Genomic DNA, 14,375 nt, shown 5'->3' with positions numbered 1-14,375 from the left:
GTTAAGGCTACATCTATTAAGCTTACATCAAAGGAATTTCATATGTTGAAGATGTTTATGACAAATCAAAGTAGAGTATTTGAAGGATGTAATCCTATATGATTTGGGAGTTGCTTAGAGGAACCCTTTTCCCAATAAATTAGGAATTAAAGATATGAAGGGAGTTTTTGAGAATGTAAAACAAATTGAGCAAACCTATCTGAAAATGAAACTGATAGGAAACAGTTTCATTTTTTAGATAGGTTAAGTTCATGTGTAGACTTGTTTACGAATTGGCGAAAGCAGAGAGACAGGTAATGATCTATAAGTATAAAGGTATTTAATCATTTCCTTAAATAGCTGTTCATTTTGTAGGTTTATTAACCATTATAGCCGTTATCTATGTTCCAACTTAATCAATGCGTAGTAAGTTCATTTTCTGTTACCCATTTATGATTTTTTACTGTATCTCCCCCTGTTGTCGATGTGTAATTGACCATATACACGGTCGTTGCTTCAGCTGATTCAATTTCAGCTGTTGCCCCTTGCATTCCGTTCATATGGTTTGCCTCTAAGATAACCTCAGTTCCTGGTTTGAATAGATTATCAGCAGCATTTTCAATTTCCTCTTGAATTACCCATTTATGGTCTTCAACTCTTTCTCCACCTGTGGTAGGTGTATAAGAAACAACGTAGGCAGTGGTTTCATAAGCTCCTACAATTGTCGCTTTAGCCCCTTTCATTCCTTCCATATGATCGGTTTTAAGAATCGCTTGACTCCCAACCTTATGTTTTGGATTTTCTGCTACTTTTAATCCCTTGGGCACTTCACCTGAGCTGGAATGATTCATGCTTTCATGGTTCATTTCTTCGTGAGTTGTTTCTTCATGTCCTTTGGTCTCATGGCTCGTATTATTTCCACATCCACTTAAACCAATTATTGCAGTTAAACTACATACGATCATTTTCTTTTTCATTTGAATCCTCACCTCAATAAAGTTTAGTTTCCTTTATTAAATATATACCCTATTAGGGTATATAAGCAAACGAAAACATACTTTTTTTCAATCTTAATTATTACGTTTTCACGTTTCTTACCAGAAAGAAGACTAAATTCAGAAGTTTAGTCTTCTTTCAAGTTTATTGTAAATTAAAGAAAACTAGGGGGTTAAGTCCCTAGCTAGTAAACAAACCTGCCTATCGTAAATTTTTTAATGCACCACTCCATGCGACCGTTTGGTCTAACATAGCATTGACATTACCAAGGTGTAAGTTAGCTGGTTTAAATGTTTTGTAGTTTTCAAAGTCTGTAAATAATGATAATGTTGGATGTACACGAACGTCAGCAACTAGTAATTCACCTAAGATTCCACGCAAATGTTCAGCTGCACGAGCTCCACCAGTTGAACCATAGCTCACGATGCCCGCCGCCTTGTTGTACCATTCGTTACGTGCGGAATCAAGTGCATTTTTTAATGATCCTGTAATACTGTGATTGTATTCCTGTACGATAAACACGAATCCATCTAAGCTAGTTAGTTTTTCTGACCAAGCTAGTAATCCTGGTTCGTTACCTGTACCTTCACCAACAAATGGTAATTTAAAGTCTGCTATATCTACGATTTCGTAATTTGCATCTCCTCGTTTATCAGCTATTTCTTTTACCCAATTTCCTACTTGTGGACTAACTCGTCCTTGACGTGTGCTACCTAAGATAATTCCAATCTGTAATTTTTCCAATGTTTCTTCCCCCTCATTAATGAGTAAATAATTTCTTTTTAAACAAATTAGTTATCATATAATTGATTTACAGGACCCCTATTTCTTCCACTAATGTATAGTAACCACCTTCAGCTTCTTCAATTAGATGTTTAATCTTATTAATATGAATAGTAAAATCACTTTTCCCTACCCAATTTTTATGACATTCAACACTCTCAAAGGTAGATATCATAATAGCTTTATTACTATCAATAGAACGATGCCAACGACTACTAATCCAACCAGGAACACCTTGAGGTTCTCTTTTAAAATTGTGTAGTTCTTCAGCTTGGATAGCGACCAATTCCTCTAGTTTGCCTGGTTTGGCAGTAAATACATTAATCCATACTACTGAATTACTTGTTTTCATCTACCTATACATCCCTTCCTTTAAATGATCTTTCCCAAAGCATATTGATTCCATCAGTACCTTCTATAAAGAACACGATAGGGTATTTGTTCTGAATTCATCACCCTTAAAAACTAGGGAGTTAAAGCCCTCGTGAATGTTTGCACACTCTGCAATATAAATGCATCCAGGGACACGGTTGGAAAATTCTCATCGGCATCTAGGTTGTTCATAAATGCACCGAAATTCATCATCATGAATGATAACGCCTGTAGCTCTAGGTCTGTGTCAATAAGTTTTCCCTTTTCATACATTGTGTTTAAATAGTTTGTTAACATTTCTAGCAATAGTCGAGGGTGCTTTTGAGTCCTTTCTCGTAACCCAGGTAAATTGCCTTCCTCCTTGATACTTATCATAATCATTTTCCGGTTACGATTCATAATTTCATGATATGTTCGACTGATTAGTAGTATGTCTGAATGTAAATCCCATATGATTTGCCTTTCATTAAAAAGTTTTGTCATCTCTTCTGCATAGTGATAACGGTCAAATGCCGTTTCTAGTAGATTTTGCTTGCTTCCGAAGCGACGAAACAGCGTCTTTTCACTCAAACCTGCAGTAACCGCGATTTCTTGAGTAGATACACCATTGTAGCCTTTCTCTGCTATTAGATCGATCGCTGCTATCAGTAGCTTATCATCGTTACTTAGCTTATTACTGCTACTCATACTCTCACACCTTCATTAAATTAACTGTCAGTACTTACTGACATTTGATTTTAATTCAATTTCATCATTTATACATTTGTCAAGATTAATTTCGTTTTTGAAGTAAGCATTCATGTATGACGGCATAATTGAAGATGATGATATAGTCATGTAATTTTGAATAACTAAAATTCACGCTCATTTTCAATCTGCCCTAAGGTAATAGTTGCGATCTCTTTTTTGGGGGAACCTAGCATACTGTAAGCAATTAATTTATGTATCTCACCTCCTTCGGCTACGATTGGAAGCCTTATAAGCGTCCAATCACTATCTTATAATTGGTCAATATAATCCATTCTTTTTCCTTATTAACAATCATTTCACCCAGAAAATGAACATCTTTGCCAAAAGCTATTTACTACTTCTCTGTTATCGTCTTTAAAGAACCACTCGTATCACCTATGTAACAGGTATCATTTAACCCCTCTCTTTTTCTAGCTACAAAAGTAATTGCCCTTGTTTTTAATAAAATTAATTTTTCATCTCGATTTATCTTGTATTCTAATGGTTTGACGGACGTTTGTAGGACTTCCCATCCGCTATAAATACTATTCAATTTATTTAGCATCGTTTCAGTTGATAGATTAACCTCAATAAGTGCATCTAATTTCTCGTTCGTTTCCCTATCTATTTCTTCAACCTCAGAATTTACGATCAAACAATTGATTCCATTGCTTTTTGTCCCATCCGCTATTTGTCGAACGACACGTTCAAAGATGACTTCCGTTTTCACATGTTCCAAAGTTGATACGGCAACGATTAAATCATACCCATTAGACTTAATTTGATAGTCTCCTATATCAGCTTTATCCATTTCGATGGTTTCTTCAACATTATATTCCTTACAATAAACTGCTAACTTTCTTAACGCCGAATCCAATAAATCTACACAAACAACTTTTCCGTTATTTTCTTGTATTGCTTGAGCTAAAGGAATACTATTTCTACCAACCCCGCACCCTAAATCAAGGATTTGGATTGGCTGTTTCTGATTAAGTAAAGGGAGTAAGTCGATTACTGTTTTCACAGGCTTGCTTAACCATGAACCCTCTTCAAATAATTGATTGTTTTCATAGAAAAAATCGTGATACTTTTTCTCTTCACTTCGAATATATTCAATTTTAGTCAATGGATTTCCCCCAAGATTTATTCATTAGTCTTTTCATACATAAAATCTTATTCTTTTATTCTATACCAATATTTGTATTTCTCTGTAAACCCTAGTTTTGAGTAAAGTGTTAATGCTGCAGTGTTATTTAACATAACTTGAAGGTAAGCATATTTTGCCTCATTGTCCTTACCCCATTGTAAAATATGTTGGACGAGTGTTCTCCCATACCCTTTATTTCGATACTTTTCGGTTGTTACTATATCAAATAATCCTATGTATCCACTTTCTAATACACACATCCCACAAGAAAGTAATTCATTGTCATCATTGTATAATAAAAAATAACATGTTTTCGGAATGATCTTTTTTAACATTTGCTTTAATGTTTGTTGGTCTTTTCTATCTACATGATTTAACTTGCAGAATTGAACAAACCAATTATCAGTTAATGTTTCGTTCGTAATAAGATTTTGTGTTAATGAAATCTCAATTTCATCCAAAGATAACAATTGAACACTAGTCAATCCTTCAAGAGAATACCCGTTATTTTCAAGAACAGTATCTAAATCTTCAGGGTGAATTTGTGATGTCAATTTATACACTACTTTTAAATTTTTTTGTAGATACAACTTCTGACAATATTCGAGTTTACTATTTAAATCTTCTTCCGAAAAGTGAATAGGGTTGATTGAATTTGCTCTTTTTGTATATCCATCCGCAAATCTTAAAATCCAACCATCATATATTTGTGTTTGTAATGCTGGTAATGCATTCATCGATAGGTCCTCGACTTTTTGTATCGTTTTATTTATAGTCATTGTTACCACCTCATTCAAAGACAATTTGTAAAATAAATCATAAATGGATAGAATTATACGTTTTATTTCATATTCCTTCTTTTTCCACTAATTTGTGCTCATTCGTAGGTCTGATTCCAAGTAATAGTATATAAAAAAACCGACCCATTTTTTTGAGCCGGCTTCCTTACATTTTCATATAATCCTAAGATTTTATCTTCTTTTTTTACTGTTTTTTTCTTTGAGGAATTTCCTAGCATTTTTCATACCACCGACGCCACTAAACATTTGATTGATTTTTTCTTTTTCAATCATTTTCGAATTCAAGCTATCATACTTTGTTTCCCGTTTCAGTTTCCAATAGCTTTTTAGTCTGTCTTCAGATAAAATACCGTCGCTTATGGCCTTTTGTACTTCGCAGTTTGGTTCAGTATTGTGGGTACAGTCGCTAAATCTACATGTATAAGCAAGGTCTTCGATATCAGCAAATGTTTTTGACAGATCGGCACTTATCATACCAAGTTCACGCATTCCTGGTGTATCGATAACAACGCCTAAATCCTCCAGGATGATTAGCTCACGTCTTGTTGTGGTGTGTCTACCTTTATCGTCATTTCTTAGCTCACTTGTATCTAATATACATTGACCGAGCAGACAATTAATTAAGGTCGATTTACCAACTCCAGATGAACCAATGAAAGCTACTGTCTGACCATTTGATAGATATCTTTTCACTGATTGATAGCCCTCAGTTGATAGACTTGTTGTAACAAGCACATCTACTCCAATTGCAATCGATGAGATATCGGTAAGTCTACCCTCTATATCAGGACAAAGATCAGATTTTGTAAGCACAATTACTGGTGTAGCACCGCTATCCCAAGCGATAGACAAGTAACGTTCTAATCTACGTAGATTAAAATCATTATTCAGCGACATACAAATCAACAATGTATCAATATTAGCAGCGACAATTTGTGTCTCATTTGTCGTACCTGCCACTTTTCGAGCAAAAACACTTTTTCGTGTTAGCACATGGTGAATAATCCCGTTATCTTGTGAGTTATCAAATCGATCAACCATAACAAAATCTCCAACGGCTGGATATTCAGAATGATCTCTTACACTGTGGCGGAATTTCCCTGATATCTCCGCGGTAAACTCACCTTGTTCGATAAATACTTTGTATACATGTTTATATTGTGATGAAATTCGACCGATAACAAGGTCGTTATATTTAGTAGACTCCTGGATAAATTCTTCAGTAAGTCCTAGATTTTTCATATTTATTGAATTCAACTTTTTTTCCTCCTAAAGGTTGATTATAACGTTTGGGAGGTTTTATGCATGAATTATTTTGCACATACCTCCCCATTTGTTACAATCTCAACAATCTGCTTATTCAACATAAAACAACATCTCCTTTCAATGGTTATTAATAGATTAACATAAATTTCCTTTTAGTAAAATGAACCGATTTGACCCTTTCTCTGCTAATTTTCGGGTTTTTCCAATACTGGCTTTCCTGCTTCAAGTAATACTTTGTTACGTGCTAAGAAAAACGTTAATAGTAAAATGAGTAAACCCGTCCCGATAAGTAGCCATTCGATTTTAATGACATCAGCGATCGGCCCGAATATGAGCATTCCTAACGGCATCATTGAGGTTGAAATCATTCCAAATACACCAAAGATTCTTCCTAAATAACTTTCTTCTACTTTCTCCTGTAATAAAACAGTTGTTGGCGTATTAAAAACTGGCATCGCAATTCCGAATACAGCCATGAAAATTAAATAAATCCAAAAGACAGGAACAATACCGAGCGCAAACGTACAAACTCCCATTAATAGGCTGGCAAAAACCATTGTATGAACTTTGTTTTTAAAGCCACCCCAAGAAGCTATCATTCCTCCGCCAGCCATCATACCAATCGAAAATGCAATTTCGATTACCGTTAAGCGCCACACATCATCACCAAAGCTTCGTGTAACCTGAAGTGGTGTCAAAAATGCTGCTGGTGCCATCAAAACAAAGAATACGGCGAAGAATAGAAAGAATTTCTTCAGAAAATCATGATTTTTAATGTATGTTACTCCTTGAATAAAATCATTGTAATAACTTGTTGTTTGTTGTTCGGTTGCTTTCTTGTGCACCGAAATCTTTAAAAAGGCAAGTAATGTTATGATCGCAATTGCTGCGGTAATAACATCGATAAAGAAAATAATCTCCAGGGATGCCATTGACAACAGTGCTGCACTTACCATCGGTGCCACAAACATAATAATGGCTTGTAGACTACCATTTGTTCCGTTTACTTTCGTCAGTTTATCCTTTGGCACGATTTGAGGCAAAATCGCTCCGACAGCTGGAGTTTGAATACCCGTTCCAATTGCCCTAATAGCAGCCATAACAAATAATAACCAAATCGCATCATTTCCCATTAAAAAGACAATAGCGAGTATGAGTGTTGAAATGGCAATGAGTCCATCTGATAAAATAATCAAGATTTTCCGATTGTAGCGATCCGCCCAAACCCCTGCAAATGGCGACAAAATAAAGGTGGGTATAAATCCACAAATGATAAACAACGTCATCATCATACCCGACTCTGTGGTAAGTGTTATATGCCACATAATCGCATATTGTACTAAGGCTGAACCAAAAAGGGATATCGTCTGACTGCTTAAGAATAATATGATATTCTTTTTCCAATTTTCCATTACATGTTCCTCTGTTCCGTTCATCTAATTCACGACCTTCTCTGTTCCTACTTAGATTTATATAAGTAGGATTTTTTTATTATAGATATTTATCCGATACCAACCAAAAGATCTTCTTAATCTTTCGATATCATTCGCATTAATAGATCAACTTTAGGAATCTGGTAAAGACTGTTCTTTTGCGAATTTATGACCATTACGCCAGAAAGAATCGATAAGTAGCTAGAAATTAACTCTTCTAGACTCCCTTCAACAATTTCTCCTAACTGTTGCCCTTCCTTAAATAGCGGTAATAACTGATCAATATATCTTTTTAATGGATATTGTTCGATTACCTGCCTTGCTTTTTCTGGAACATTAGTAGATGTTTGTGCTTGATGAATAAGCATGAAATAATACCTACCATCCTTATCAAGAATCGCTTCAGTTAAAAGTCTAATTTTTTCTCTTGGTGAGACTGATAGTTTATAGATTTTTTCAATAGTAGAAACCGACTCTTCCATTGCTACTTGAATAAGTATAGTAAAAAGTTCATTTTTCGATTTGAAATAACGATAAAAGAGTCCTTGACTGACACCTGCCTCTGTGGCGATCATATTCATTTTTGTACCAACAATCCCATACTTTGAAAAAACTTTAAGGGCTCCTAGCATGATTTGCTCTTGACGCTCATCATGAATTTGATGAAGTTGCTCTTCATTTAGCGGAGTCATTCAACTCATTCCCTTCTTTTTTCTCTGTCGAATCACCTTTGTTATTATACATCATTATTTTCATGAATGAACAATTCATTCATTAATAAATTTAAGTATCTTAATGTAAATGTCAATTACTAATTTTATAGGTAGACTAAGTCATTTTCATCATTCACTTATACGAAACAAGTCAATGTGCTTTTTACCTCGTTCCTCCACCTCTATTAACATAGTTACCAAGTCTATATACCTTCAGTGATGAACTCTAAATATATATAGTTCACAAATTAAAACAACGCCAAAAGTCAAGAGATTCTTGAGGATTGGCGTCTCATCTTACATATTTTTTACGTACTTACTTTCCTATATAAATAAGAACTATGATTTTACTAAGAATATAGGTAGATGAAGAAGTAGGATATGAACAAACAGCTACTTGAAATATCAAAAACAAATCATTTCTGAAGTTCATCGACCGTTACAAAAGTATAACCTTCGTTTGATAATGCTTGTAAGACTCCTTCGATTACTTGAAGTTCTTTACCTGTGTCATCATACATTGGATGCAACAAGATAATCGAACCAGGTTTTATTTGATCCTCTACATATTTCACTTTATCAGAAACTGATGTGTCATAACTATCAGGCTCAATGTTCCAAGTTATTGTGTCCCTATTATGTTTGTTTAGGTAATAAGGTAATCCTACAAGTTTTTTTCCGTTTGGTGGACGAAAATCAATTTCTCCCATATACCCTGCTTCTTGAATTAATTGGTCTGTTTTTTCAATTTCTTCTTTAATATAGGATGGTGTTTTGAAAATCATTCGATTATGAGAATACGTATGATTTCCAATTTGATGTCCTGCTTCTACAATCTTTTTAGCTTCCTCTTGATTCATCTCTATTTCTTCACCTATGAGAAAAAATGTTGCCTTTGCATTGTATGTATCTAATAATGTGAGAATCTGATTAACGTTTTTCGTAGGACCGTCATCAAAAGTCAAAGCAACCACCTTTTGATCTGTCTCCACCTTTTCGGTTAAACCTCCAAATAACTGGAATGTTCTAGAATTCATTAATTTATATGTACCAAATAATAAAAGGAATACGAAACATAACGCTATTCCAATAATGATAAATCTCTTTTTCATAGTTATGACCTTTCTTTCTAGAAGTTTTTTCCTACAATTGCTTATTATATCAGATTGGATACTTTTCACACACCAATTGTACAGGACGTCTAGGTCAGCGGAGTATATCTGTAGCATTTATTTTAATAACCGCTCTCGTAACCATTCCGTTCTTCAGCTTGATCTACCTTTCCAAATTAACTTCGTTTTAACAAATCCGTAAACACCCAATGATGATACCTAAGAGCAAAACAAAAAGCATATCTGTCTCAAAGTCTTTTATGATTCGGCTCTTTTCTAAAAGTTTGTTACTCTAGTACTATGTAAATTGAAGCGATCTCGAGAGGATATCAAAGTGATTTTACGAAAAGAGCATGAAGATAGGCTGCATTCTTAAAGATTTACTTTTTACGAAAAACAACAATCTTTGCGAAAACAGCCCATGATTAACCCTATAACAACCCAGGCCGCTATAGCACCTAATAGAGCTTGTAATAATCCCATCAAATCTATTTCCTCCATTTAAATGTTCAGCAAAATCCTAGCCTTTATCTGATCTATATGTAACGAAGTAGGGCAGAAATAATGATAAGATCATCCCATATACAATCATTATGAAGGCTGTATATGGGATAGATATAGACCATTTATATAATAAGAAAAAACCTAATAACATCAGTGATATATACATAAAAAATACGACTAACATTCTTGAAACAATAGTTAGCTGATGTTTTGTTGTACATTTTCTGCATTGGATAGGACGGTAAGAGCCCCAAAGAGACTTCATTATTTGACCCCAGTTAAATTGCGATTTACACTTATCACAAATTTGTAATTCGATCTTTGCCTCATTCCCTCTTAACCATTTAAAGTCTATTAGTTTATTAATTAATTTCGCTATACCCCTAAAAAGAATAAAAGGCAAAAGTCCCCAACAATTGAAATGCTTGAGTGATAATTCCTACTACACTACAAATCATTCCAGAGATTGCTAACCCTCTACCAATTCCATTTGTCTTAGCTATTTCTTTTACTGCTATCGTTGAAACAATTATCCCGATTATACCAAGAACCAAACCAATCATTGGTATGAAAATGGAAAGAATTCCAAGCGTTAAAGAAATAATCGATTTACTGTTTGTTGGCATATTGTCTGCCAAATCGATCCCACCTTTTTTTATTTCTCTATTTCATTATTCCTACATTTGAGCGTCTGTTTTTGATAGGATCTTTACTAATAGTGCTTGTCTCTATTAACATTGAAGGTTTATCTCGTTTCAGACGTTTGTTAGTGGCGGTCCAGAAGTCTCACGTATTCCACTTCAAGTAGCATAACGTGGTAAGTCTAACCTAGCCAAGTTTTTTTACAACAATCCAAGCGAAAAACCTAGATAACCCTATTATTATACAAATTTTCCATTATTAATGATAGGCAATATTAAAAAAGCCTTCCTACATAAGTTTATAGAGGCTTCTATGTTCTATTTAACCGTCTTTGTTTTTACTACCAGTCATCAATATCCATTCTAATATGAAGGAGAATAGCGATTTTTGACATAGTTAAACATTTTTTTGTAAAGAATATATGTGTGCCATATAATTTAAGGAGGAATTCAATTGGACCATGAAAACATTGATCTAACATCATCTGAAATTGCTACGCTTTGGACTTCATATATAAATGATAGCATGTCCAAGTGTATGTTAACTTATATGTTAAATCATAGCGAAGATAAAGAAATTAAACCAGTCATTCAATTTGCACTTGATATTTCAACAGAACACTTGGATTTCCTTTTTTCGCTTTTTGAAAAAGAGCAATATGCCATTCCAAACGGTTTTAACGAAAATGATGTGAACGTAAATGCTCCTAAACTGTATTCTGATTCCTTTTGTGTAACCTATATTAACCATATGGCAAAGGTAGGGATGTTAGGCTACAGTGGGATGATTTCGATGAGTGTAAGAGAAGACATCCGCGAATATTATACTCGAGCTTTGATTGAAACAACCAAGCTTTATAATAAAAGCACGAAAGTAATGCTAAACAAGGGAATTTTTGTACGATCTCCATATATTGCCGTCCCTACTCAAACGGATTATATAGACAGCAAAAAATATTTAAGTGGACTAAATCCGTTTAATCATAAAAGGCCACTTAACTCTATTGAAATTTCTCACTTATTTATGAATATCCAAACGAATACCATTGGAGTTAAGCTTTCTCTTAGTTTTGCACAGACGTCACCTTTAAATGAAGTCCAAGACTTTATGTCAAGAGGAAAAGAGATCTCGCAAAAACACATCACTTTATTCACAACGACTTTAATTGATAGTAATATACAAGTCCCTGGTTCAGCTGATATCTCGGTCAGTGATTCCACAACACAAGTATTTTCTGATAAATTAGTGATGTTCCATATGTCCCTTTTAAGTGCAGCAGGAACTGGTAATTACGCAACTGCAGCTGCTGCAAGCCAGCGGAGTGATTTAGCCATTTCATATGAACGATTATCACTTGAAATCGCTCAGTATGCCAAAAGTGGCGCTGACATAATGATCAAACATAATTGGCTTGAACAACCACCAGGAACCAAAGACAAAAATGATCTAGTCAAAAAGAAAAAAGGCTGATATATAGCCTTCTTGCTCGCCTGAATAAAGCCCTAAATTAAGGAAATTATACAATAGATAAAGTATAATTTACATCTTTAAAATTCAGTTTTAGGTGGTTAAGTAATGAACCCTCATTTTGATCTCGTTAAAGGGGATTGGTATCCTATTTCACTTAGCATTTTACTTTTAATTATTTTTATTTTCATGCCGAAAAAAATCAATAAACAAGAAATTTATATTAGTTTTGGAGTTATAGGCTATCTAGTATGGATGGTAGATATGACTTTAGCCGCCCCTTTTGATATTTTTGATATTGGAACGAAAAGTGATGGTTTACCTGAATTGTTACTATATGGTTTTATTCCATCCTGTATCGCTGTCATATTCTTAAACTTTTATGACAGAACCAATAAGAAGAACTAATTATCAATTTCATTTATCATTATTTCACTTTTATTGGAGTGGTTTGCTGATTTAACCGGCATTATGACTTCGAATATTTGGAAGCTTTATTATTCAATCCTAGTTTTTACTATTGTTTTTTTCCTCTGATTATGCTTACCTTGGCATTTAAGTTTCATTAGAAAAACAAATAGCCACTAATTTGCAGTTGAAACCATATCACCTAATGAGAATTATTATCGATGCTCATATGAACCTTTGCGAATGCTGCCTGAAATAGCTACTATCCTTTTTTTCGTAATCGAATTTTCACCTCAGACAATAAAATAATGACTCATTTACAGAAGAATCAAAAATATGAATTGAAGGTAACTACTGTTGAATGATTAACAAGGAGATTTCTTGCTGCATCTTCAGTCAAACTGTTATCGCTCCAGACTATCGCCTTGCCAACCCATTCACGAAGGTTTCTAGGATCATTTCTAGTGAGTCCCCAATATCTAATTGTATATTAAACCCACCCTTTCTTTCTAAATCGACTATTCCATGCAAAAAACTTCTTAATCCCCTTATGACATGAATGATCTCATCTTTATTTAATCGATAGAGAGACAACGATTCCTTTGTCAAATCGATAATTGAATCACCAAAGAAATTAACGGTTTGTGAGGAAGGATCTAGGGCTGTTAATGATGCTTCATAATGACCAGGAAATTGGTTGGCAAATGATAAATACGCTTTTCCTAACTCTTGAATTGTATCAAGCCCCTCCTTCTTATTCTGAGTGGCTTCTTTTAAATGTTGGTAAAGACTTTTTTGGGCTTTGCTGGCCATAGCTTGCTTAATGTCTTTTAACCCTTTGAAATGATTATATAAAGAAGGAGACTTTATCGTTAACTCTCTTGCAATATTAGCCATCGTGACAGCTTCCATTCCTTCTCTATCTGCTATTTCTAATGCTTTGGTGATGATAATTTCTTGATTTAACCCAAACCTTGATGACATATTGACTAAGCCCCTCTAAATGATGTTTTCGCTTGTGCGATTGCTTGTTTCATTTTCTTATCAGGATTCATGATCATTCTTCCATGCCCAACTGCAAGTATTGATGGATTAAAACTTAACAGGTGTTCGGCAGACTCTATCGATCGTTGTTTATTCCATGTTGCCATCGCTGGAAAAGGAAAACTCCAACGCATTGTTCCTGATACAGCGATTCCACCTCTTGTTTGAAAAGCATCGCCTGCTAGTAAACCGTTCGTTCGAAGATCCAAAAACGCCATCATTCCAGGCGTGTGTCCCGGTGAATGGATAGCTAGCAATGAACCTATTTTATCTCCATTACTTAATAAGGTATCTGGCTTTGTTTTAATGTTTTTAGGAATGCCCCCTTTAATTGGCATCCTTCCCTCTTCTTTTTCTAACGATACATCGCCTTGAAGAATCTTCAATTCCCGTTTCGGTATTAATATTTCTACATTGGGGAGTTCACTTTTCAAACCATCTAATCCACCAACATGATCACTATGGGCGTGTGTTAACACTATTTTACGAATCGGTTTTCCTATATCAGCAGCTGTTTTCAATATGGTTTTTGTACAGTATGGAAGGGCTGTATCGACTAATGTCAAATACTCTTCTTCCTCGACAAGATAACAATTTACAGGGAAAAAGTTTGGCATGAAAGAAAGTTGATAGATATTATTCACTTTAGTTAATTTCATCTTTAAACCTCCAACTAATGGTATTAGTTTCATTATAACTAATACCATTAGTTTCACAAGACCTATTTTTATAAACCAACAATTTTTAGACTATTTTAATAATAAAAATCCGGAAATTGTCAGAAACAATACATCTAATTGTAAAAAATGGCATCTCTGAATGAAATGACTGCATTTTTCATGATATCAAATTTGTCGAAAAGGATGTGTGTAAACAGTTGAATGAAGTGGTTTGAGTTTGACATAAGGCAGACAGAGTAATGAACGAGGAAATATGATATTTTTCATTTGTGCAGTACACCATGCACTGCACAAATGATA

The 14,375-nt window shown here is 34.3% G+C and carries 16 protein-coding genes; 2 read left to right on the top strand and 14 right to left on the bottom strand.

Annotated elements, in window-relative coordinates; translation table 11 throughout:
- Window positions 1–395: 395 nt before the first annotated feature.
- The 12 genes from AC6CHR_RS05730 to AC6CHR_RS05675 form a co-directional block, all read right to left on the bottom strand.
- Window positions 396–956 carry a YdhK family protein gene (locus tag AC6CHR_RS05730; protein WP_498247574.1) on the bottom strand — a complete coding sequence of 187 codons (561 nt, stop codon included), beginning with the start codon at window positions 954–956 and terminating at the stop codon, window positions 396–398.
- Window positions 957–1,176: 220 nt separating this feature from the next.
- Window positions 1,177–1,719 carry an NADPH-dependent FMN reductase gene (locus tag AC6CHR_RS05725; RefSeq protein ID WP_498247573.1) on the bottom strand — a complete coding sequence of 181 codons (543 nt, stop codon included), beginning with the start codon at window positions 1,717–1,719 and terminating at the stop codon, window positions 1,177–1,179.
- Between the two features lie 67 nt (window positions 1,720–1,786).
- Window positions 1,787–2,110: an antibiotic biosynthesis monooxygenase family protein gene (locus AC6CHR_RS05720; protein ID WP_498247572.1), complete on the bottom strand. Its 324-nt coding sequence runs from the start codon at window positions 2,108–2,110 to the stop codon at window positions 1,787–1,789.
- 113 nt (window positions 2,111–2,223) lie between these two features.
- Window positions 2,224–2,817 carry a TetR/AcrR family transcriptional regulator gene (locus tag AC6CHR_RS05715; RefSeq protein ID WP_498247571.1) on the bottom strand — a complete coding sequence of 198 codons (594 nt, stop codon included), beginning with the start codon at window positions 2,815–2,817 and terminating at the stop codon, window positions 2,224–2,226.
- A 397-nt stretch (window positions 2,818–3,214) separates the two neighbouring features.
- The gene (locus tag AC6CHR_RS05710; protein ID WP_498247570.1) at window positions 3,215–3,985 is read right to left on the bottom strand and encodes a class I SAM-dependent methyltransferase; all 771 of its coding nucleotides are present in this window, start codon (window positions 3,983–3,985) and stop codon (window positions 3,215–3,217) included.
- Between the two features lie 47 nt (window positions 3,986–4,032).
- Window positions 4,033–4,785, bottom strand: a complete 753-nt coding sequence (locus tag AC6CHR_RS05705; protein ID WP_498247569.1) for a GNAT family N-acetyltransferase — start codon at window positions 4,783–4,785, stop codon at window positions 4,033–4,035.
- Window positions 4,786–4,977: 192 nt separating this feature from the next.
- Entirely contained in the window at window positions 4,978–6,063 is a 1,086-nt protein-coding gene (rsgA, locus tag AC6CHR_RS05700; RefSeq protein ID WP_498247568.1) for a ribosome small subunit-dependent GTPase A, read from the bottom strand.
- A 194-nt stretch (window positions 6,064–6,257) separates the two neighbouring features.
- Window positions 6,258–7,508: an MFS transporter gene (locus AC6CHR_RS05695; protein ID WP_498247566.1), complete on the bottom strand. Its 1,251-nt coding sequence runs from the start codon at window positions 7,506–7,508 to the stop codon at window positions 6,258–6,260.
- A gap of 92 nt (window positions 7,509–7,600) precedes the next feature.
- Window positions 7,601–8,197: a TetR/AcrR family transcriptional regulator gene (locus tag AC6CHR_RS05690; RefSeq protein ID WP_498247565.1), complete on the bottom strand. Its 597-nt coding sequence runs from the start codon at window positions 8,195–8,197 to the stop codon at window positions 7,601–7,603.
- Window positions 8,198–8,634: 437 nt separating this feature from the next.
- Window positions 8,635–9,330 (bottom strand): polysaccharide deacetylase family protein, encoded by a 696-nt coding sequence (locus tag AC6CHR_RS05685; protein WP_498247564.1) that lies wholly within the window; start codon window positions 9,328–9,330, stop codon window positions 8,635–8,637.
- A gap of 520 nt (window positions 9,331–9,850) precedes the next feature.
- The gene (locus tag AC6CHR_RS05680) at window positions 9,851–10,237 is read right to left on the bottom strand and encodes a TIGR04104 family putative zinc finger protein (RefSeq protein ID WP_498247563.1); all 387 of its coding nucleotides are present in this window, start codon (window positions 10,235–10,237) and stop codon (window positions 9,851–9,853) included.
- Window positions 10,218–10,472, bottom strand: coding sequence for a DUF4190 domain-containing protein (locus tag AC6CHR_RS05675; protein ID WP_498247562.1), 255 nt, complete (start codon window positions 10,470–10,472; stop codon window positions 10,218–10,220). Before AC6CHR_RS05675 ends, AC6CHR_RS05680 begins: the two co-directional genes overlap by 20 nt.
- Window positions 10,473–10,929: 457 nt before the next feature.
- On the opposite strand from AC6CHR_RS05675, the gene AC6CHR_RS05670 reads away from it, so the two are divergent.
- Both AC6CHR_RS05670 and AC6CHR_RS05665 read left to right on the top strand, forming a co-directional pair.
- Window positions 10,930–11,946: a DUF3231 family protein gene (locus AC6CHR_RS05670; RefSeq protein ID WP_498247561.1), complete on the top strand. Its 1,017-nt coding sequence runs from the start codon at window positions 10,930–10,932 to the stop codon at window positions 11,944–11,946.
- A gap of 105 nt (window positions 11,947–12,051) precedes the next feature.
- Window positions 12,052–12,351: a hypothetical protein gene (locus tag AC6CHR_RS05665; protein ID WP_498247559.1), complete on the top strand. Its 300-nt coding sequence runs from the start codon at window positions 12,052–12,054 to the stop codon at window positions 12,349–12,351.
- 417 nt (window positions 12,352–12,768) lie between these two features.
- Here AC6CHR_RS05665 and AC6CHR_RS05660 read toward each other — a convergent pair whose 3' ends face one another.
- On the bottom strand, window positions 12,769–13,335 hold the full coding sequence (locus AC6CHR_RS05660; protein ID WP_498247558.1) for a TetR/AcrR family transcriptional regulator: 567 nt from the start codon (window positions 13,333–13,335) through the stop codon (window positions 12,769–12,771).
- Between the two features lie 5 nt (window positions 13,336–13,340).
- Window positions 13,341–14,054, bottom strand: a complete 714-nt coding sequence (locus tag AC6CHR_RS05655) for an MBL fold metallo-hydrolase (protein ID WP_498247557.1) — start codon at window positions 14,052–14,054, stop codon at window positions 13,341–13,343.
- Between the last annotated feature and the right edge of the window lie 321 nt (window positions 14,055–14,375).

It is taken from the genome of Metabacillus sp. GQ13 (assembly GCF_059758525.1).
The sequence above is the reverse complement of the archived record's forward strand: the minus strand, read 5'-3'. Positions and strand labels throughout refer to the sequence as shown.